Origin of the sequence: Dorea sp. AGR2135 (assembly GCF_000420885.1) — a bacterium.
Classification (GTDB): domain Bacteria; phylum Bacillota; class Clostridia; order Lachnospirales; family Lachnospiraceae; genus Dorea; species Dorea formicigenerans.
In genome coordinates this window covers 64,967-82,158 of record NZ_ATVU01000012.1, presented here as the reverse complement: position 1 = coordinate 82,158, position 17,192 = coordinate 64,967, and the positions used below count along the sequence as shown (strand labels likewise).

16 protein-coding genes are annotated in these 17,192 nt (G+C 42.8%); 8 read left to right on the top strand and 8 right to left on the bottom strand.

Annotation, left to right across the window (positions count from 1 at the left end; translation table 11 throughout):
- Nucleotides 1-5: 5 nt before the first annotated feature.
- The 3 genes from ispE to G593_RS0109255 form a co-directional block, all read right to left on the bottom strand.
- Nucleotides 6-881 carry a 4-(cytidine 5'-diphospho)-2-C-methyl-D-erythritol kinase gene (gene ispE, locus G593_RS0109265; protein ID WP_022278521.1) on the bottom strand — a complete coding sequence of 292 codons (876 nt, stop codon included), beginning with the start codon at nt 879-881 and terminating at the stop codon, nt 6-8.
- A gap of 44 nt (nt 882-925) precedes the next feature.
- Entirely contained in the window at nt 926-2,491 is a 1,566-nt protein-coding gene (locus tag G593_RS0109260; RefSeq protein WP_029731512.1) for a DUF3794 and LysM peptidoglycan-binding domain-containing protein, read from the bottom strand.
- Nucleotides 2,492-2,559: 68 nt separating this feature from the next.
- Nucleotides 2,560-2,967: a protease complex subunit PrcB family protein gene (locus G593_RS0109255; protein ID WP_022278523.1), complete on the bottom strand. Its 408-nt coding sequence runs from the start codon at nt 2,965-2,967 to the stop codon at nt 2,560-2,562.
- Between the two features lie 180 nt (nt 2,968-3,147).
- On the opposite strand from G593_RS0109255, the gene malQ reads away from it, so the two are divergent.
- The 8 genes from malQ to G593_RS0109215 all read left to right on the top strand — a co-directional run bounded on the left by malQ (nt 3,148) and on the right by G593_RS0109215 (nt 11,357).
- Nucleotides 3,148-4,656 carry a 4-alpha-glucanotransferase gene (gene malQ / locus G593_RS0109250; RefSeq protein ID WP_029731510.1) on the top strand — a complete coding sequence of 503 codons (1,509 nt, stop codon included), beginning with the start codon at nt 3,148-3,150 and terminating at the stop codon, nt 4,654-4,656.
- 17 nt (nt 4,657-4,673) lie between these two features.
- The gene (locus G593_RS0109245; RefSeq protein WP_029731509.1) at nt 4,674-5,408 is read left to right on the top strand and encodes a lysophospholipid acyltransferase family protein; all 735 of its coding nucleotides are present in this window, start codon (nt 4,674-4,676) and stop codon (nt 5,406-5,408) included.
- 117 nt (nt 5,409-5,525) lie between these two features.
- Nucleotides 5,526-6,980 (top strand): nicotinate phosphoribosyltransferase, encoded by a 1,455-nt coding sequence (locus tag G593_RS0109240; RefSeq protein ID WP_029731508.1) that lies wholly within the window; start codon nt 5,526-5,528, stop codon nt 6,978-6,980.
- Between the two features lie 16 nt (nt 6,981-6,996).
- Nucleotides 6,997-8,064: a D-alanine--D-alanine ligase family protein gene (locus tag G593_RS0109235; RefSeq protein ID WP_029731507.1), complete on the top strand. Its 1,068-nt coding sequence runs from the start codon at nt 6,997-6,999 to the stop codon at nt 8,062-8,064.
- Nucleotides 8,065-8,077: 13 nt separating this feature from the next.
- Nucleotides 8,078-9,445 carry a UDP-N-acetylmuramoyl-tripeptide--D-alanyl-D-alanine ligase gene (locus tag G593_RS0109230; RefSeq protein ID WP_029731506.1) on the top strand — a complete coding sequence of 456 codons (1,368 nt, stop codon included), beginning with the start codon at nt 8,078-8,080 and terminating at the stop codon, nt 9,443-9,445.
- A 12-nt stretch (nt 9,446-9,457) separates the two neighbouring features.
- Nucleotides 9,458-10,270 (top strand): Cof-type HAD-IIB family hydrolase, encoded by an 813-nt coding sequence (locus G593_RS0109225; protein WP_029731505.1) that lies wholly within the window; start codon nt 9,458-9,460, stop codon nt 10,268-10,270.
- 15 nt (nt 10,271-10,285) lie between these two features.
- Complete coding sequence (locus G593_RS0109220) at nt 10,286-11,062, top strand: AzlC family ABC transporter permease (protein WP_029731503.1); 777 nt, start codon at nt 10,286-10,288, stop codon at nt 11,060-11,062.
- Nucleotides 11,052-11,357 carry an AzlD domain-containing protein gene (locus tag G593_RS0109215; RefSeq protein WP_005333240.1) on the top strand — a complete coding sequence of 102 codons (306 nt, stop codon included), beginning with the start codon at nt 11,052-11,054 and terminating at the stop codon, nt 11,355-11,357. Before G593_RS0109220 ends, G593_RS0109215 begins: the two co-directional genes overlap by 11 nt.
- Before the next feature lie 250 nt (nt 11,358-11,607).
- Here G593_RS0109215 and G593_RS0109210 read toward each other — a convergent pair whose 3' ends face one another.
- The 5 genes from G593_RS0109210 to G593_RS0109190 form a co-directional block, all read right to left on the bottom strand.
- Nucleotides 11,608-12,585 (bottom strand): ABC transporter ATP-binding protein, encoded by a 978-nt coding sequence (locus G593_RS0109210; RefSeq protein WP_029731502.1) that lies wholly within the window; start codon nt 12,583-12,585, stop codon nt 11,608-11,610.
- 13 nt (nt 12,586-12,598) lie between these two features.
- Nucleotides 12,599-13,570, bottom strand: coding sequence for an ABC transporter ATP-binding protein (locus G593_RS0109205; protein WP_029731501.1), 972 nt, complete (start codon nt 13,568-13,570; stop codon nt 12,599-12,601).
- Nucleotides 13,563-14,423, bottom strand: a complete 861-nt coding sequence (locus G593_RS0109200; protein ID WP_029731500.1) for an ABC transporter permease — start codon at nt 14,421-14,423, stop codon at nt 13,563-13,565. The genes G593_RS0109205 and G593_RS0109200 overlap by 8 nt, the downstream gene beginning before the upstream one ends.
- Before the next feature lie 12 nt (nt 14,424-14,435).
- Nucleotides 14,436-15,386 (bottom strand): ABC transporter permease, encoded by a 951-nt coding sequence (locus G593_RS0109195; protein WP_029731499.1) that lies wholly within the window; start codon nt 15,384-15,386, stop codon nt 14,436-14,438.
- Between the two features lie 88 nt (nt 15,387-15,474).
- Nucleotides 15,475-17,046: an ABC transporter substrate-binding protein gene (locus tag G593_RS0109190; RefSeq protein ID WP_029731498.1), complete on the bottom strand. Its 1,572-nt coding sequence runs from the start codon at nt 17,044-17,046 to the stop codon at nt 15,475-15,477.
- Nucleotides 17,047-17,192 lie beyond the last annotated feature (146 nt).

Genomic DNA, 17,192 nt, shown 5'->3' with positions numbered 1-17,192 from the left:
GCTTTCTACTTCCTCCTTGCCTGGTGTATACTCGTTACATATACCTGTTTTGCCAGTTTCTGTTCCTTTATCTTCTGTGCCGCACGTCTCGCTGACTGTCTGTCTTCAAATAAGCCAAATACGGTCGGACCACTTCCGCTCATCATAGCGTTCATGGCTCCGCCTTCTTTCATGACATTTTTAATCTGTTCAATGACCGGATAGACAGGAATCGTCACCTGCTCCAGTACATTTCCCATACACTCTGCCACCTTATGGATATTCTTTCTCGCAAGTCCGTTTAAAATACCATCGATATCCGGGTGTTCTGTAATTTCCAATGCATCCAGTTTTTCATAGACCATCTTCGTCGATACACTGATCGGTGGTTTTGCCAGCAACACAAAACACTTTGGACAGGCCAAAAGAGGCGTCAGCTTCTCACCGATTCCCTCTGCCAGAACTGTCCCACGCATCAGACAGTATGGTACATCTGCGCCAAGCTTTACCCCCCGTTCTTCAAGCTCAGTCATGCTAAGCCCCAGTCCGAACATCTTATTGACTCCAAAAAGAACTGCTGCCGCATCTGCGCTTCCGCCGGCCATACCTGCTGATACCGGAATTTTCTTGTCCATGGAAATGTGCACTCCTTCGGTAATGTTAAACTCATCAATCAGCATCTTTGCTGCCCGGCATGCAAGATTATTCTCATCTACCGGAAGATAAAAAAGATTCGTCTCTGCCTTTACTCCCGGCTGCTTTGTCTTCGTTATCACGATCTGATCATACAGATATACTGTCTGCATAACCATACGAACATCGTGATATCCGTTCTCCCTGCGGCCAAGCACATCCAATCCAAGATTGATCTTTCCAAGTGCCTTTAATTCCATCTTATCCATAACTTTTTCTCCTCGTATCCAGCCCCGTCTTGTATACAATATACCTACAGTATACTGGCATTTTCCTTAAAAATCAATAGTTTGTCGCCACATTTCAACTGTTCGGACTCCATGTGATTGATGTCCATGATCCCTTCCTTTGTCGTGCCGTAGTATTTCGCCAGATTCCACAGTTCATCGCCTTCTTTTACGATATATCCAATGATTCCCGGTCTTTGTTCCAACACTTTATAATCTATCTCTTTCTCTTCTACTGAATCCATGTTACGAAATGTCACTTTCCCACGAAGGAAACTCCGAAATGCCAGCACCGCCTTTATTTCTATCTCTCCATTTCCAAGGAGACTGATGCCAAGCTGTTCCAGAGACGGCATCATATCCAATGTCATATCCTTCTGGACTTCATTGCTTTCCAACAGCCAGGAAAATGGAATCATCCCCTGCCACAGGGCAAATGGTATCTGATCGTCCGGTCTGACATACATAAAACGGATATGGAGTACTCCTTCTATCTGAATACCTGTGTCTTGAACCGTCATCTGCTCGACTTGAATTCTCGCATCACTATAGCAGATCTGTAAAATGTCATCTTTAATCTCAGGCAGTGACAACCGCTCTGCGATTTTACATTTGGAATGATTCTGCATCAGAACATTTTCCACCTTGCACTGCGTATACGCTGGAACACAACATGTTTTCAGTGAATATAAATCGTCTAATATCTGTATCTTTTCCTCCGTGCACAAAAAGAACCGCATAGAAAGTGTTGCCTCGATGCCAAGAAGACGCATTTCTCCGTCCTCGTCCATAGCCGGCTCTAAAAGTGCATCTGTAAGAATCGGATAAATCTGATGGTACATACCTTCCTCTGCACCAAAGCACTCTACCTGTCCCTCATACGGAACATTTTCACAGATCCAGTCTGTCTTTCCATCCACTGATTCATAAAGACAAAACACAAGAAGTTCTCCCTGAAGTTTTAATGTATCTGCCTCCAGCCTTGTATCCAGACGGCGGCTGAGTACTTCTTTCCACAAAATGTTTCCGATACTTTCTTTTGTTCCGGAGATTGTCAGCTGCTCTTTGATGCGGTATGTATCTTTTTTCACAGTGTGAAGAGTCAGGATCTGCTTCTCTTGGTATTTTGTATAAATCTGCTCCCCACTCTCAATCCCGGTCGTCACTTCTTCACTTACCTGACTGTCCGAACTCATGGTTACTTCCGCCATCGCTTTCACATTGATTTTCCGGGAATGGATCAGATTGACAGTCAGCTCTGTCTGCGCTGCTTTCAAAAATAACGTTTCTTCCAAAGTCTCGTCTACATAATACATTTCCTCAAAGGGAATTTTCCCTTCCAGAGAAGATAAGGTATTGTCACTGTTATCTGCAACATATAAAACTTGAAAAGCAAGCCGCCCGGTGATCCGGATATAATTCTCCACAAGCTTCAGGTCGATTTCCTCCATAACCGCATCGCTCTCTATAATCTCCCGGATATCAGCTTTCGTGTCTGGCACATTATAATCCTCATCTACATAGAACTGGTCCGTAAAAGTTTTCCCCTGTCGGTAAATATTCAGCATCTTTTTTTCACAATTCACACACATGTCCCCCTTATTGTTTGTTTTATTATAATGTTGCATCAAAAACCCCAACTATGGCTGGCACATTACTTTTACTCAAATATCACATCTTTCTCTCTATATTCTGTTTTCATCACCACATACGGATATGTCTTCTTTTCTTTTGTCTTCTCGCCCTTTGCCGGACCGAGAAGTGTTGTCTGGATCCTGACAGCATCTGATGTTTCGTAGCATGCGTTGACCTCTACACTGTACCCCGTTTTTTCTTTTTCTCCATACCCTCGCGCCATGTAAAGATACCCCTGATCTGCATAAGTCAGACGAAATGGGGTATCCCGCGCCTTTTCGATATCTTCTTTCAGTTCCTCTGGTACGTCTTCTGGTGCTACTACTGTAAATTCGATATCCTGTATCTTTTTTGTATCTTCCTTTTTAATACTGCACCCAGCCAGTGCCAGAATAAAAATCCCTGCAATTATGTAAAAATGTTTTCGATTCATGATGCTCTCTTTCTTCTTGAAAAACCTTTTATAACATCATACACACCAAGTCTAGGAAAAATTCCAAAATTGTTGTATACTTAATAAAATGCCATGTCCAAGAATGCCTCGGCTTGACTTTGTATAAGCAGGCATTAAGTTTACTACTTCAACATGGTTTTAAAAGGAGATTACAAAAATATGATAAATAACGAACGCCTATCCGGCATTTTGCTTCACCCGACTTCTCTGCCTTCCCCTTACGGGATTGGGGATCTTGGAGATGAAGCATATGCCTTTATCGATTTTCTGGCACGGGCAGGTCAGCATCTCTGGCAGGTACTGCCACTGACCCACACAGGTTTCGGAGACTCTCCGTACCAGAGTTTTTCTGCTTTTGCAGGTCAGCCTCTTCTCATTGATCCAAGACATTTGATCCGTCTTGGACTGATCGGTGGCTGGGAACTTACCGATTGCCCGATTGCAGACCCAAGTCACGTAGATTATGGACAGGTCATTCCGTGGAAGGAGAAAGTTCTGGCCCTTGCCTACAGCCGTTTTCCACAGAAACGCCATGAAATTCCAGGCATAGACCAGTCTTTCCAGGAATTTTGTGAAAGCAGCCGCTACTGGCTGGATGACTATGCTTTGTTTATGGCATGTAAGAAATTACACCATGGCGTTGACTGGCTTCACTGGCCGGATGAATATCGGTGTCCGACTTTGGAATTTAAAGCCGGCCTTTTTAAATCCATGCACGAAGATATAGAATACTATCGTTTCATTCAATTCTTATTCTTTGACGAGTGGAAACGAATCAAAAAATATGCAAATGACCACGGTATCCACATCATCGGTGATATCCCGATTTTTGTATCTATGGACAGCGCCGATGTGTGGGCGAACCAGCATCTGTTCCAGCTGGACTCCAAAGGGTATCCGACTCGCGTAGCCGGAGTACCGCCGGATTATTTTTCAGCCACCGGACAGTTATGGGGTAATCCATTGTACAACTGGGAAGCTCATGAGGCGGAACATTTTTCCTGGTGGATATCCCGTATCCGTGCACAGCTTCACAACCTGGATATTCTGCGTGTAGATCACTTCCGCGGATTTGAAGCTTTCTGGTCCATTCCTTACGGCGAACCGACCGCTGTGAATGGCGAATGGGTAAAAGCTCCGGGCCATGCATTATTTTCCGCAGTCCGTGATGCTTTTGAGGGAAACCTTCCAATTATTGCAGAAGATCTGGGCGTTATCACCCCGGAAGTGGAAGCTTTGCGAGATGAATTTGGACTCCCAGGCATGAAGGTTCTGCAGTTTGCATTTGACTCTCTGGATGAAGGAAGCTACCTGCCACACCGCTACACATCTCCAGTCTGCGTATGTTACACCGGAACTCATGATAACGACACGACTCGCAGCTGGTATCAGACACTGCGCCCGGAATGCCGTGACAAAGTACGCCGCTACACACACTGCAGCAATGATACACATTTTCCATTGGATCTTATTGGAACCGCACTTGCAAGTGTTGCTGCATATGCAATCTTTCCTCTTCAGGATGTTCTGTGCGTCGGTGCAGAAGGACGCATGAACACACCAGGTATCGGCGCCGGGAACTGGAGCTGGCGTTATCAGCAGTCTGCGCTCAAAGGCGAACTTGCCGATGAACTTCGTGGCATGACTATTTTATATGGAAGATATTAGTTGGAGGAACTTGACATATGTTACGATTTATACTCGTTGCAATATTTTTATTGTTATATTTTCTGCTCGGGATTCCTGTACTCGGAATTCTCTGGCTTATTGGCAAAGTGAATAAACGCTCAGCCGATCTCGCAGCACTACGTATCGTTCAATGGGGATTTAAAGTGATCCTGAAAATTTCCGGTGTCGAAGTGACCGTCATCGGAGAAGACCGTGTTCCTGATGAACCGGTTCTCTACGTGGGCAACCACAGAAGTTATTTTGACATTTTGCTGACTTATTCCCGCTGCAGGGATCTGACCGGATTCGTTGCCAAAAAGGAAATGTTAAATTACCCGTTCCTTCGCACCTGGATGAAACGGGTATACTGCCTGTTTTTGGATCGCGACAATATAAGAGAAGGTCTTAAAACCATCCTGACTGCGATCGATCAGGTGAAAAATGGAATTTCTGTTTTTATTTTCCCAGAAGGGACACGCAACAAAGGAGACGAATTAAGTCTTCTTCCATTCCATGCCGGTTCCTTTAAAATTGCAGAAAAGAGCGGATGTCCGATCGTACCTGTTGCACTGAATAACACCATTAATATTTTCGAGGGACATTTGCCATATATCAGAAAAACACACGTTGTTTTGGAGTACTGCTCCCCTATATATATGAATGAAATGGAAAAAGAAGACCGCAAGAAGATCGATGTTTACTGCCAGAAGATCATAAAGGACACGATTGAGAAAAATCATACCCTTGTATAAAGGTACCATTATGATATATAATACACAAGATATCATGAAATGTACGATACGAAGCAATCCGTGGTATCATCAATTATGAAAACAAAGCTTACGATTCAGTCATGAAAGGAGCTCACTATGAACAAACAAGATTTAACACTGCTGACTGATTTATATGAACTGACAATGATGCAGGGTTATTATAAAAAAGGGCAACATGAGACGGTTGTATTCGATGTGTTTTACCGTCACAATCCCTGCGGCAATGGTTATTCCGTCTGCGTGGGACTTGACCAGGTCATTGACTACATTAAGAACCTGCATTTCACCTACGAAGATGTGGACTACTTACGAAGTCTTCACATTTTTGATGATGATTTTCTTCAGTATTTAAGTGGTTTTCACTTTACAGGAGATATCTATGCGATTCCGGAAGGAAGCGTAGTATTCCCAAAAGAGCCACTGCTTAAGGTCATTGCTCCGATCATGGAAGCTCAGCTTGTCGAGACGACTATCCTGAATCTGATCAATCACCAGTCTCTCATCGCTACGAAGACTTCCCGTGTTGTCTATGCCGCCGACGGAGACGGAATCATGGAGTTCGGACTGCGCCGTGCACAGGGACCGGATGCCGGACTTTACGGAGCACGTGCCGCTATGATCGGCGGATGTGTCGGTACGTCAAATGTACTGGCAGGTCAGCTTTTTGATGTCCCTGTTATGGGAACTCACGCACATAGCTGGATCATGACATTCCCGGACGAATACACTGCATTTAAATATTACGCAGAGCTATATCCGGACAACTGTACACTTCTGGTAGACACTTATGACACATTAAAATCTGGCGTACCAAATGCCATACGTGTCTTCCAGGAATTTAAAGACGCAGGAAAACCATTAAAAAAATACGGAATCCGTCTGGACAGCGGAGACCTTGCATATCTTTCCAAAAAAGCACGTAAAATGTTAGATGAAGCCGGATTCCCGGACGCTTCCATCTGCGCTTCCAATGATCTTGACGAATATCTGCTCCATGATCTGAAGGCACAGGGTGCAGCAATCAACTCCTGGGGGGTTGGTACTCATCTGATCACGTCCAAAGACTGCCCGTCATTTGGCGGTGTATACAAATTGTCTGCAATCAAGAATGAAAACGGAGAATTTATCCCGAAGATCAAGATTTCTGAAAACACAGAAAAGATCACCAATCCAGGAAATAAGACAATCTACCGTGTCTATGAAAAAGAGACCGGCAAGATCAAAGCTGATCTGATCTGCTTCGCTGATGAAACATTTGACGAAAGTCAGGATCTGCTTCTCTTTGACCCGCTGGAGACATGGAAGAAAACAAAGCTTGCAGGCGGCACTTATATCATGCGTGAAATGCTTGTTCCGATCTTCAAAAACGGAGAATGTATTTACACTTCCCCTTCTGTCACGGAGATTGCAGAATATTGTAAACAGGAAAAAGACTCCCTGTGGGACGAGACAAAACGTCTCTTCTATCCACACCGGGTTTATGTAGATTTATCCCAGAGATTATATGATATAAAGAAAGCCTTACTCGATCAGGCACACAAACCAGAATAAAAGGAGAGCATTCATTATGAAAATTATAGTATTAGCAGGCGGCTTAAGTCCGGAGCGTGACGTCTCACTGACCTCCGGTGCCGGCATCTGCAAAACACTGTTGGAAAACGGACACCAGGCTTATCTTCTTGACCTGTACTTCGGTCTTGAAAATGCGCCTGCGAATCTGGAAGATGTATTTACCCTTCCGGGCGCAGGTCTTGAGATTGCAAAAAATATCAGCACAAAAGAACCTGACCTTGAAGCCCTTAAGAAATCTCGCCCGGATCAGTCCGACTGCATGTTTGGACCAAATGTCATTGAACTGTGCCGTATGGCAGACATTACATTTGTTGCTCTGCACGGCTCCGTCGGAGAAAATGGTAAACTTCAGGCTGCTTTTGATCTTCTTGGAATCAAATATACAGGCTGCAACTCTTTTGGCTGTGCCCTGTCTATGAACAAACTAGTAACAAAACAAATTTATAAAATGAGTGGTGTACCGACTCCTCGTGGAACACATCTGACAAAAGAGACAAAGGATCTTCCTTTATCCGAACTTGGATATTATCTCCCACTGGTCGTAAAACCATGTGAAAATGGTTCCAGTATCGGAGTTTACATCTGTCATACAGAAGAAGAATATAACAATGCAGTTTGTGAATCATTTGAAAAGAACCCAGATGAAGAACTGGTCATTGAGCCTTACATCAAAGGCCGTGAGTTTGCCAGCGCTGTCATTGCCGGAAAAGCACTCCCATTAGTTGAGATCATTCCGAAAGATGGTGTCTTCAACTATGAGAATAAATATCAGGCTGGCGGAGCACAGGAAATCTGTCCACCGGTATCTATTGATGAAGAAACTCAGCAGCGCATGATGCGTGCCGGAGAAGAAGCATTTGCCGCACTCCGTATGGATGTGTATGCACGTGCTGACTTTATCATTGATGACGAAGACGGCGAATTCTACAGTTTGGAAATGAATGCACTTCCAGGAATGACTGCCGCAAGTCTGCTTCCGAAGGCTGCAAAAGCCGCAGGCATCGAGTACAACGAATTATGCGAACGCATCATTGAAGAATCTATGAATGCGCGTTACAGATAAGAGGAAATCCATCATGAAAAACCTTACTTTAAGAAATATTACTAAGGCCTGCCACGGAGAGTACCGGGGACCTGAAAATCTTTTGGACAAAGAAGTTGCCGGTGTTACAATTGACAGCCGGAAAGTTGAAAAAGACTATCTGTTCATTGCCATTGACGGTGAACGCGTCAACGCTCACAAATTCATTCCGGATACCATTGAAAAAGGCGCAATGTGCGTGATTTCCCATGAAGATCTTGGCGAGACAGATTTTCCATATATCCTGGTAGAGTCTACTGGCCAGGCACTTCTTGATACTGCAAAGCTTTATCGTGATTCTTTCGATATTAAGGTTGTCGGAATCACAGGAAGTGTCGGAAAGACAAGCACAAAGGAAATGATTGCTTCTGTACTGTCTCAGAAATACTGTGTACATAAAACACTTGGAAACTTCAACAATGAATGGGGGCTTCCAATTACAATTTTTGAAATGAATGAAAAGCATCAGGTCGCTGTTCTGGAAATGGGTGTCAACCACTTTGGTGAGATGCGTCGTCTTTCCAGCGTAGCAAGCCCGGATATCTGTGTGATCACGAATATCGGTATCGCACATTTGGAATTTTTCAAGACAAGAGAAGGGATTCTTCAGGAAAAATCTCAGATGATCCAGGATATGAAGACCGGTGGTTCTATTCTTCTGAACGGAGACGATGATCTGCTCCGTGATATGGGACCGGTCAAAGGCGTAGATCCTGAATTTTTCGGTCTTGGAAAGAACTGCCAGTTCTATGCAACTGACGTAGAACCACTTGGACTTCGCGGTTCTTCCTGTACGATTCATCTTCCGTCCGGCGAAAGCTTTGACTGCATCGTTCCACTTCCTGGTGCTCACATGGTACAAAACGCTCTTGCCGGAACTGCTGTCGGCTATCAACTTGGACTTACACCAGCAGAAATCAAAGCCGGAATTGAAGGACTGCCTTCAATCCCCGGAAGAAATAATATCATTCAGACAGATAAAATCATCATCTTAGATGACTGCTATAATGCAAATCCAATTTCCATGCAGGCTTCCTTAGATGTTCTGAATATGGCAATCGGACGAAAAGTCGCTGTTCTTGGCGACATGGGCGAACTGGGCGAGACCGGAAAAGAACTCCACTACGAAACCGGTGCACATGCAGGTGATATAGGCATCGACCTTGTATGCGGAATTGGCGAGCTTTCCAAAGAGCTTGTAGCCGGAGCTTCTGAACATGGCTGCAAGGCAAAATGGTTCCCTGCAAAAGCAGACTTTCTTGCAGAGATGAAACATCTGATTCAACCAGGTGACAATATCCTTGTGAAAGCTTCACATGGTATGCAGTTCCCTGAAATCGTAGATGAATTACAAAAATTTTAGGAGTATAAAGCTATGAACTACCAGCTTCTGGCACTGGATCTGGACGGGACACTGACCAATTCCAGAAAAGAGATTACACCATCGACCAGAGATGCTCTGATCGACATTCAGAAAAACGGAAAAAAAGTTGTATTAGCCAGTGGACGTCCTTCTCAGGGCGTCCTTCCTCTGGCAGAGGAACTTCACCTTGGAGACTATGGAAGTTATATTCTCTCCTACAACGGTGGTCGTATCACAGACTGCCGCTCCGGTGAGATCATTTACAGCAAATATCTTCCAAATGATGTTGCGGCTCCGCTTCTTGAAATCGTGAAAAGATATCCGGGGATTGACATTCTTGCCTACACCGATACCGAGCTGATTTCAGGTGGAGATACGAATGAATACAGCGAAAAAGAATCTTTCATCAATCATATGCCGATTACAAAAGTGGACGATTTCGTCTCTTACGTCACTAAAAATAATAACAATAAATTTCTGATTACCGGAGAACCGGAACTGATTCAGGGAGTAAAAGCTGAAGCTTTAAAACAATTTCACTCTTATCTGTCTATTTACTGCTCAGATCCGTTCTTTCTCGAAATTATGCCCCAGGGTATTGACAAAGCTCACTCCCTTACAAAGCTGCTCACCAGTATCGGGCTTTCTACCGATGCCATGATCTGTTGCGGGGACGGATACAATGATCTGACTATGATTGAGACTGCCGGACTTGGAGTTGCCATGGCAAATGCTCAGCCACTGGTGAAAGAATCTGCAGATTACATCACAAAATCCAACGATGAAGACGGTGTGTTACACGTAATCAATGAATTTATGAGATAGGAAAAGAGGTCACAAATGAGAGGTACTAATAAGTCTTGGTTTGCCAAGGGTATGCGGGACGCAATTCCCATTGCCCTTGGCTATCTCGCGGTTTCATTTACCCTTGGTATTGCTGCGAAAAATGCCGGGTTCACACCATTTCAGGCATTCCTCGTAAGTTTTACTAATAATGCATCAGCCGGTGAATTTGCCGGATTTACGTTGATTGCCGCAGGTGGCGGCTATCTGGAGGTCGCGATTCTGATATTGATCACAAATGCCCGTTATCTTCTGATGTCTTGTGCATTAAGTCAGAAACTTCCACCAGACACACCGATGATCCAGCGTCTGCTTCTAAGTTATGATGTCACTGATGAGTTATTTGGAATCTCCGTGGCCGTACCGGGTAAATTGAATCCATACTATTCTTTTGGTGCATATACTGTAGCACTTCCCGGCTGGGCTTTCGGAACACTTTTTGGAACTTTGATGGGATCCATTCTACCGGCTAATATCGTCAGTGCATTAAGTGTCGGTCTTTACGGCATGTTCCTGGCAATCATTATCCCGCCTGCAAGAAAAAATAAGATTCTTGCGGGAGTTGTCTTGATTTCCATGGGAGCAAGCTTTGCATTTACAAAACTTCCAGTCGTCCACACACTTTCTACCGGAACAAGAACGATTCTGCTTACGATTCTCATTGCCGGAGGTGCTGCAATCCTGTTCCCAATCAATCAGGATGAGGACGATACAAAAAGCACTGAATCTAGTGTATTAAATAACAATGAAAGGCAGGCTAGTCATGAGTCATAATATTTATATCTATATCCTGGTCATGGCCGGAGTATCTTATCTGATCCGTATGCTGCCTCTGACCTTGATTCGAAAAGAAATTAAAAATAAAACGATTCGGTCATTTCTATACTATGTACCATACGTCACACTGGCAGTGATGACCTTCCCGGCAATCCTGTCCGCGACCGGAAGTGTCTGGTCTGCATGGGCAGCTCTGATCGTTGCCACAGCACTTGCATGGTTTGGGAAAAGCCTGCTGCAAGTATCCGTATGCGCATGCATGGTGGTGTTCCTGTTAGAATTGTTTTTGTAAAATGGAAAAATTATATTAAATTAAAGCAGAAAAAGTCCTGTTCTATGACACGGGTAAAATTCTATTTCTGCTGCGCCGCTTATCTATGTCTTTCTATGTAAACTCGCCTTACGGCTCAGACAGTACATAGAAAGACATGCTATGCTCGCAGACATAACGAATTTTACCCTATCGTCATAGAACAGGACTTTTTCTGTTTGAAATATGACATTATACATTTTAAATGGAAGGAATAGATTTATTATTAATTTTACAAAATTTCTTTCGCTCTGTGACAGGCGACGGAATGTCCTTTTGAAATCTCCTGAAGTTTCGGCACTCCATTTTTGCATGCTTCAGTCGCATATGGACAACGTGTTACAAAGCGACAGCCTTCCGGAATATTCATTGGACTCGGCAGTTCTCCCTTGAGCTGAATCCGCTTGTGTTCTCTTGCTTTTAAAGGATCTACAATAGGAATCGCAGACAGCAGAGCTTTTGTATAAGGATGCATCGGATTGGTATAAAGCTCATTACTCTCTGCTACTTCTACCAATGTTCCAAGATACATGACTCCGATTCTGGTACTGATATAACGCACCATAGAAAGATCATGTGCCGCAAAAAGATAGGTCAGACCAAATTCATTTTGCAGATCTTCCAACATATTTACTACCTGCGCCTGAATAGATACATCCAGTGCCGCAATCGGTTCGTCACATACAATAAATTCCGGATTCACAGAAAGCGCTCTCGCAATTCCGATTCGCTGCCTTTGTCCGCCCGAAAATTCATATGGGAATTTATCCATATCTGCTTTTGACATCCCAACCTTATTGAGAAGATATTCAATTCTTTCTTCCGCTTCTTTTTCTCCCATTCCGGCTTTCTTAAGCGGCTCATTGATAATTTCGCGAACATTCCAGAATGGATTTAATGCAGAATACGGATCCTGGAAAATAATCTGTACTTCATCCTTCATCCACTGCAGATTTTTCGCTTTTTCATTTGTAATATCTTTTCCTTTATAAGTAACCTTTCCATCGGTTATGTCATACATACGGATCAGTGTACGTTCTAATGTAGACTTTCCACAGCCGGATTCTCCGACCAGACCAAATGTTTCGCCTTTATGAATTTCAAGGCTTACGCCATCTACCGCTTTTACATATTGCTTACCACCCATGAACTTATGAACCGGGAAGTATTTTTTTAAATCTGTTGCAGATATCAATATTTCTTTACTCATCTGTTTCTCCCCTCTACTCATTTAAAAAGCACATTGCTCTGTGTGTTTCTGTAAATTCGGTATATTCCGGTTTTTCATTTCGGCAACGATCTGTCGCATATTCGCAACGTTCGGCAAACGGACATCCTTTCGGCGAATCGATAAGTGAAGGTGGAAGTCCCGGTATGGACTGCAATCTCTCGCCTTCTTTCAGGTCCAGAGAAGGAATTGCTTTCAAAAGTGCCTTTGTATATGGATGCTTTGGTTCATAGAATACTTCTTCAACCGTACCGCTTTCCATCACAAGTCCACCATACATAATGATTACTTTACTACAGACCGTAGCTACTACACCCATATCATGTGTGATAAGCATAATCGAAGTATGAAATTCATCCTTCAGCTCATGTAAAAGATCCAGAATCTGCGCCTGAATTGTTACATCCAGTGCCGTTGTCGGCTCATCCGCGATCAGAAGCTCCGGTTTACAGGCAAGTGCCATTGCGATCAGAACTCTCTGTCTCATACCACCGGAGAATTCGTGCGGATACTGTCCAAGTCTTACTTCCGGATTCGGAATACCAACTTTTTTCAGCATTTCCAATGCTTTTTCTTTTGCCTCATTTTTCGAGTATTTCTTCTGTCGGATAATCACCTCTTCTATCTGACTTCCGATTTTTTTCAGCGGATTTAACGCTGTCATAGGATCCTGAAAAATCATCGTCATCTCTTTTCCACGAACTTTTCTGCACTCTTCATCCGACAGATCCTTGATTTCTCTTCCATTTAAAAGAAGGGACTGGGCTGTTCTTTCTGCATTGTCCGGCAAAATCCCCATAACCGCTTTCATCGTTACCGATTTTCCACTTCCGGATTCTCCGACAAGACCTACAATTTCTCCCTGATCAACACTGAAGCTGACTCCTCTTACAGCCTTTACTTCCTGTCCGTGACTTTTAAAAGAAACATTCATATTTTCTACACTTAATACATTCTTCTTACTCATCTTTATCACCTGCTGTAATTCTCGGTTCTACAAACACACGAAGTACATCCCCTAATTTATTGAAAGAATACACCGTCAGAATAATCAAAATTCCAGGCAGAATTGCCATGTACGGTGCTTTCTGCAGATACTGCTGGGAGCTCTGAAGCAGACTTCCCCAGCTTGACATCGGCGCTGCTACACCAAGTCCCAAAAAGCTAAGTGAACTTTCTACCATGATCGCACTTGCAATCTGTGCAGTTGCCGCAGTGATAATCGTCGGAAATACCGTCGGAAATACATGCGACATAATCACTTTCCCTGATGGAATCCCGATAAAGTCCGCATACTGTACATACTCTCTCTCTTTTGCAGAAAGCACTTCCGAACGTACCAGTCTGGCAATCTCCATCCAGCTAAAAAGACCGATTACGATAATAATAGAAACAATCCCTTTCTTAAACAGCAATCCGACAACCGTTACCATGATGATCCATGGAATGGAACTGAATACGTCAACAATTCGCATCAAAATATTATCTACAATCCCACCGAAATATCCGGCTACCATTCCGACTGTTACTCCGATCACGATCGAAGTCAGCATGGCAAGCACACCTACAACCAGAGATACCCGTCCACCATATAATACACGGATAAAATAATCACGTCCAAGTTCGTCCGTTCCAAACCAGTGCGCTGCGGACGGTGACTGTAATTTATGTGCAACGTCCAATGCATCCGGATCAACCTTGCTAAACACAACAAAAATGCTGACCAGAATAATTGCGATCAGATAAACCGCCGCCAAAATAGCCAGTTTGTTATGCTTAAATTCATATTTTACATTTTCAAGTCTTCTGTTCTTCTTCATCTTCGCACCCCTCTATTTCATTGATTTAATACGAGGATCTGTCACACAATATAAAATATCGGAAAGCAGATTTCCAAGAATAACAAGAGTTCCTGAAAGCACAAGGACACTCATTACGATCGGGTAGTCCATTGCCTGAACTGCACTTACAAAGTAAGGCCCAATACCCGGCCATGAAAAAATCGTCTCTGTAATAACTGCTCCTGTCACCAGCATTGGTAACGCCATTCCCAGCTTTGTAATCAGCGGAAGAAGTACATTCTTGCTGACATGCTTAAAAAGAATCTCCGCCCTGCTTGCCCCAAAAGATTTCTGCACAATTACATAATCTTCTTTTAACTGACCAATTGTAGATCCACGCACATATCGTGTCAGATCCGGAATAAATCCCACCGTGAGAACCACATACGGCATTACAAAATGTTGTAGAAAATCAAGAATAGAATCTTCTTTTCCAATCGTATGCATTCCCATAAGCGGAAAAAGTTCCAGTTTATATCCAAACAAAAACATGATGATCATCGCAAACCAAAAGGTCGGTGTTGCGATTCCGATAGAGCAAAGTCCATCAATCAGCTTATCCTGCCATTGATTCTTATGGCTTCCGGCAATCAGTCCCAATACAATCGCCAGTAAAAATGCTGTCAAATAGGACGGTAGTACCAGCTTGATCGTTGCCGGGATTCGGTTCTTAAGATCATAAGAAATGCTGGTTCTTGATCTTAAGGAAAAACCAAATTCTCCATGGCAAATATTTCCCAGCCATCTTCCATACTGAACAATTACAGGATCGTTTAATCCATACGCTTCTCTTTTTGCTTCTACTTCCTGCTGCGACATATCAGGTGTCGTAATCGCATCAATTGCATCATACGGTGCAAGATTAATCAGCATAAAACAGATAAAGGTAATGATAAGCAATAACGGAATTGCCTGTAAAATACGTTTTACAATATATTTCATTCCTCTTCCTCCCAATTTTTTTTACTGAGTCTTTAATTGATATATGGCAAAAAAAGGAGGGGACTTAACCCCTCCTCCACATCATCTACTATTCTAAAGTTAATTTAGCCATATCTCCGAATGTGTAGATCGGTACGAACTGTGCTTCTTCAAGATTTCCGACACGTGCTGTTGTTACCATTGTCTTCATGCTTGTACCCATTGGGTATAAAAGAGCTTCTCCTGATACCATACCCTGAAGTTCGTTGTACAGTTCTTTTCTCTTTGTATCGTCAAGAGTTGTTCCTGCTTCATCGAATTTCGCATCAATATCTGTGTTATGGAAGTTCAGCATATCATCCTTTGTAGATACAACAAGAGCTGCAAATGTATCTGGATCGATACCCATTACATAAGCTCCGAGGAACATATCATACTCCGTAGATTCCTGATCATAAGCCGCACTCATATAAGCTGCCTGATTTACACCACAAAGTTCAACATCAATACCAATTGCTTTCAATTCTGCCTGAACTGTAAGTGCTTGATTTTTCTGTTCAGTGCTTTCTTCAACATAACAAAGTTTTAAGGATTTTGCTCCGTCTGCTGTAAGTTTTTTAGCTTTTTCTACATCCTGATCCCATTTTTCAACGCCATCTTCTGTATAGTAGCTACTTGAGTATGGAAGAAATGAATATCCTAATTTGTAATAATCATCACTTGTAAATGCTGCGGTCATGATTTCTTCGCGGTTCAGTGCTCTTAAGATTCCTTCGCGGTAATCTTTATCTTTCATATTCGGTGAAGAGTAGTTTAATCTAAGATAGGAAACACGTCCTTCACTGTATTTCGAAACAGTAAAGTTGTCATCACCTTCAAAAGTATCTACCTGATCAACGGTTACGCTCAATGCATCTACTTCCTGTTTCTGAAGTGCAAGGCTGGCTGTATCAGAATTTTCGATGATACGATAAACAACTGTATCAATATTTGCTTCTCCGTTTGCATAGTTCGGATTCTTCACAAATTTCAGATGTTCACCTGTCTTATATTCTTCAAGCATATAAGGACCAGATCCTACAACTTCATCTTCAAGCATATTCACATCAAAGCTTCCTTTTCCATCAAAAATGTGCTTCGGAACAATAAATGTCTCTGCTGAAAGAAGTTCTGTAACAGATGCGCTCTGTGTTGCCAGAGTAAATGTTACTGTTGTGTCATCTACTTTTTCAACCTTGATTGGTTCTCCTCCAACATAAAGGTTCTCTTTCATATCGTTAATAGAATTGAATGTAAATACAATATCATCTGCTGTTAAAGGCTCCCCATCGCTCCATTTCAAACCTTCTTTTAATTTCATTGTATAAACGAGTCCGTCATCTGATGGTTCCATGCTTTCTGCAAGAATCCATTCAATTGATCCATCCGGATTGATATAATACATCGGTGAATAGATCATGTGGCATGTCATAAGTCCCCATCTGTCATCTGCAGTAAGTGGATTTAAGGTGTTTCCTGTGTCTCCACCGATTGCAAATGTAAATGTATCACTTGCTCCTTTTGTTGATTCTGTTGTGCTTTTGTCAGTCTCTTTACTGTCTGACTTTGATTCGCCACAGCCGGCAAGCATAGATATTGCCATTGCTGCACATAGTAATACGCTGATTACTTTCTTCTTCATAATATTCCTCCTACTGGTATCACTGTTGTCGACAAGCTTCTATCGACATTTGTTACATTTGTCATTTTACTATATGCTATTTTATAAGTCCAATCGATAAATCCTATATCATTGTATTAATAGTTTTTATCTATATTTTTATAACT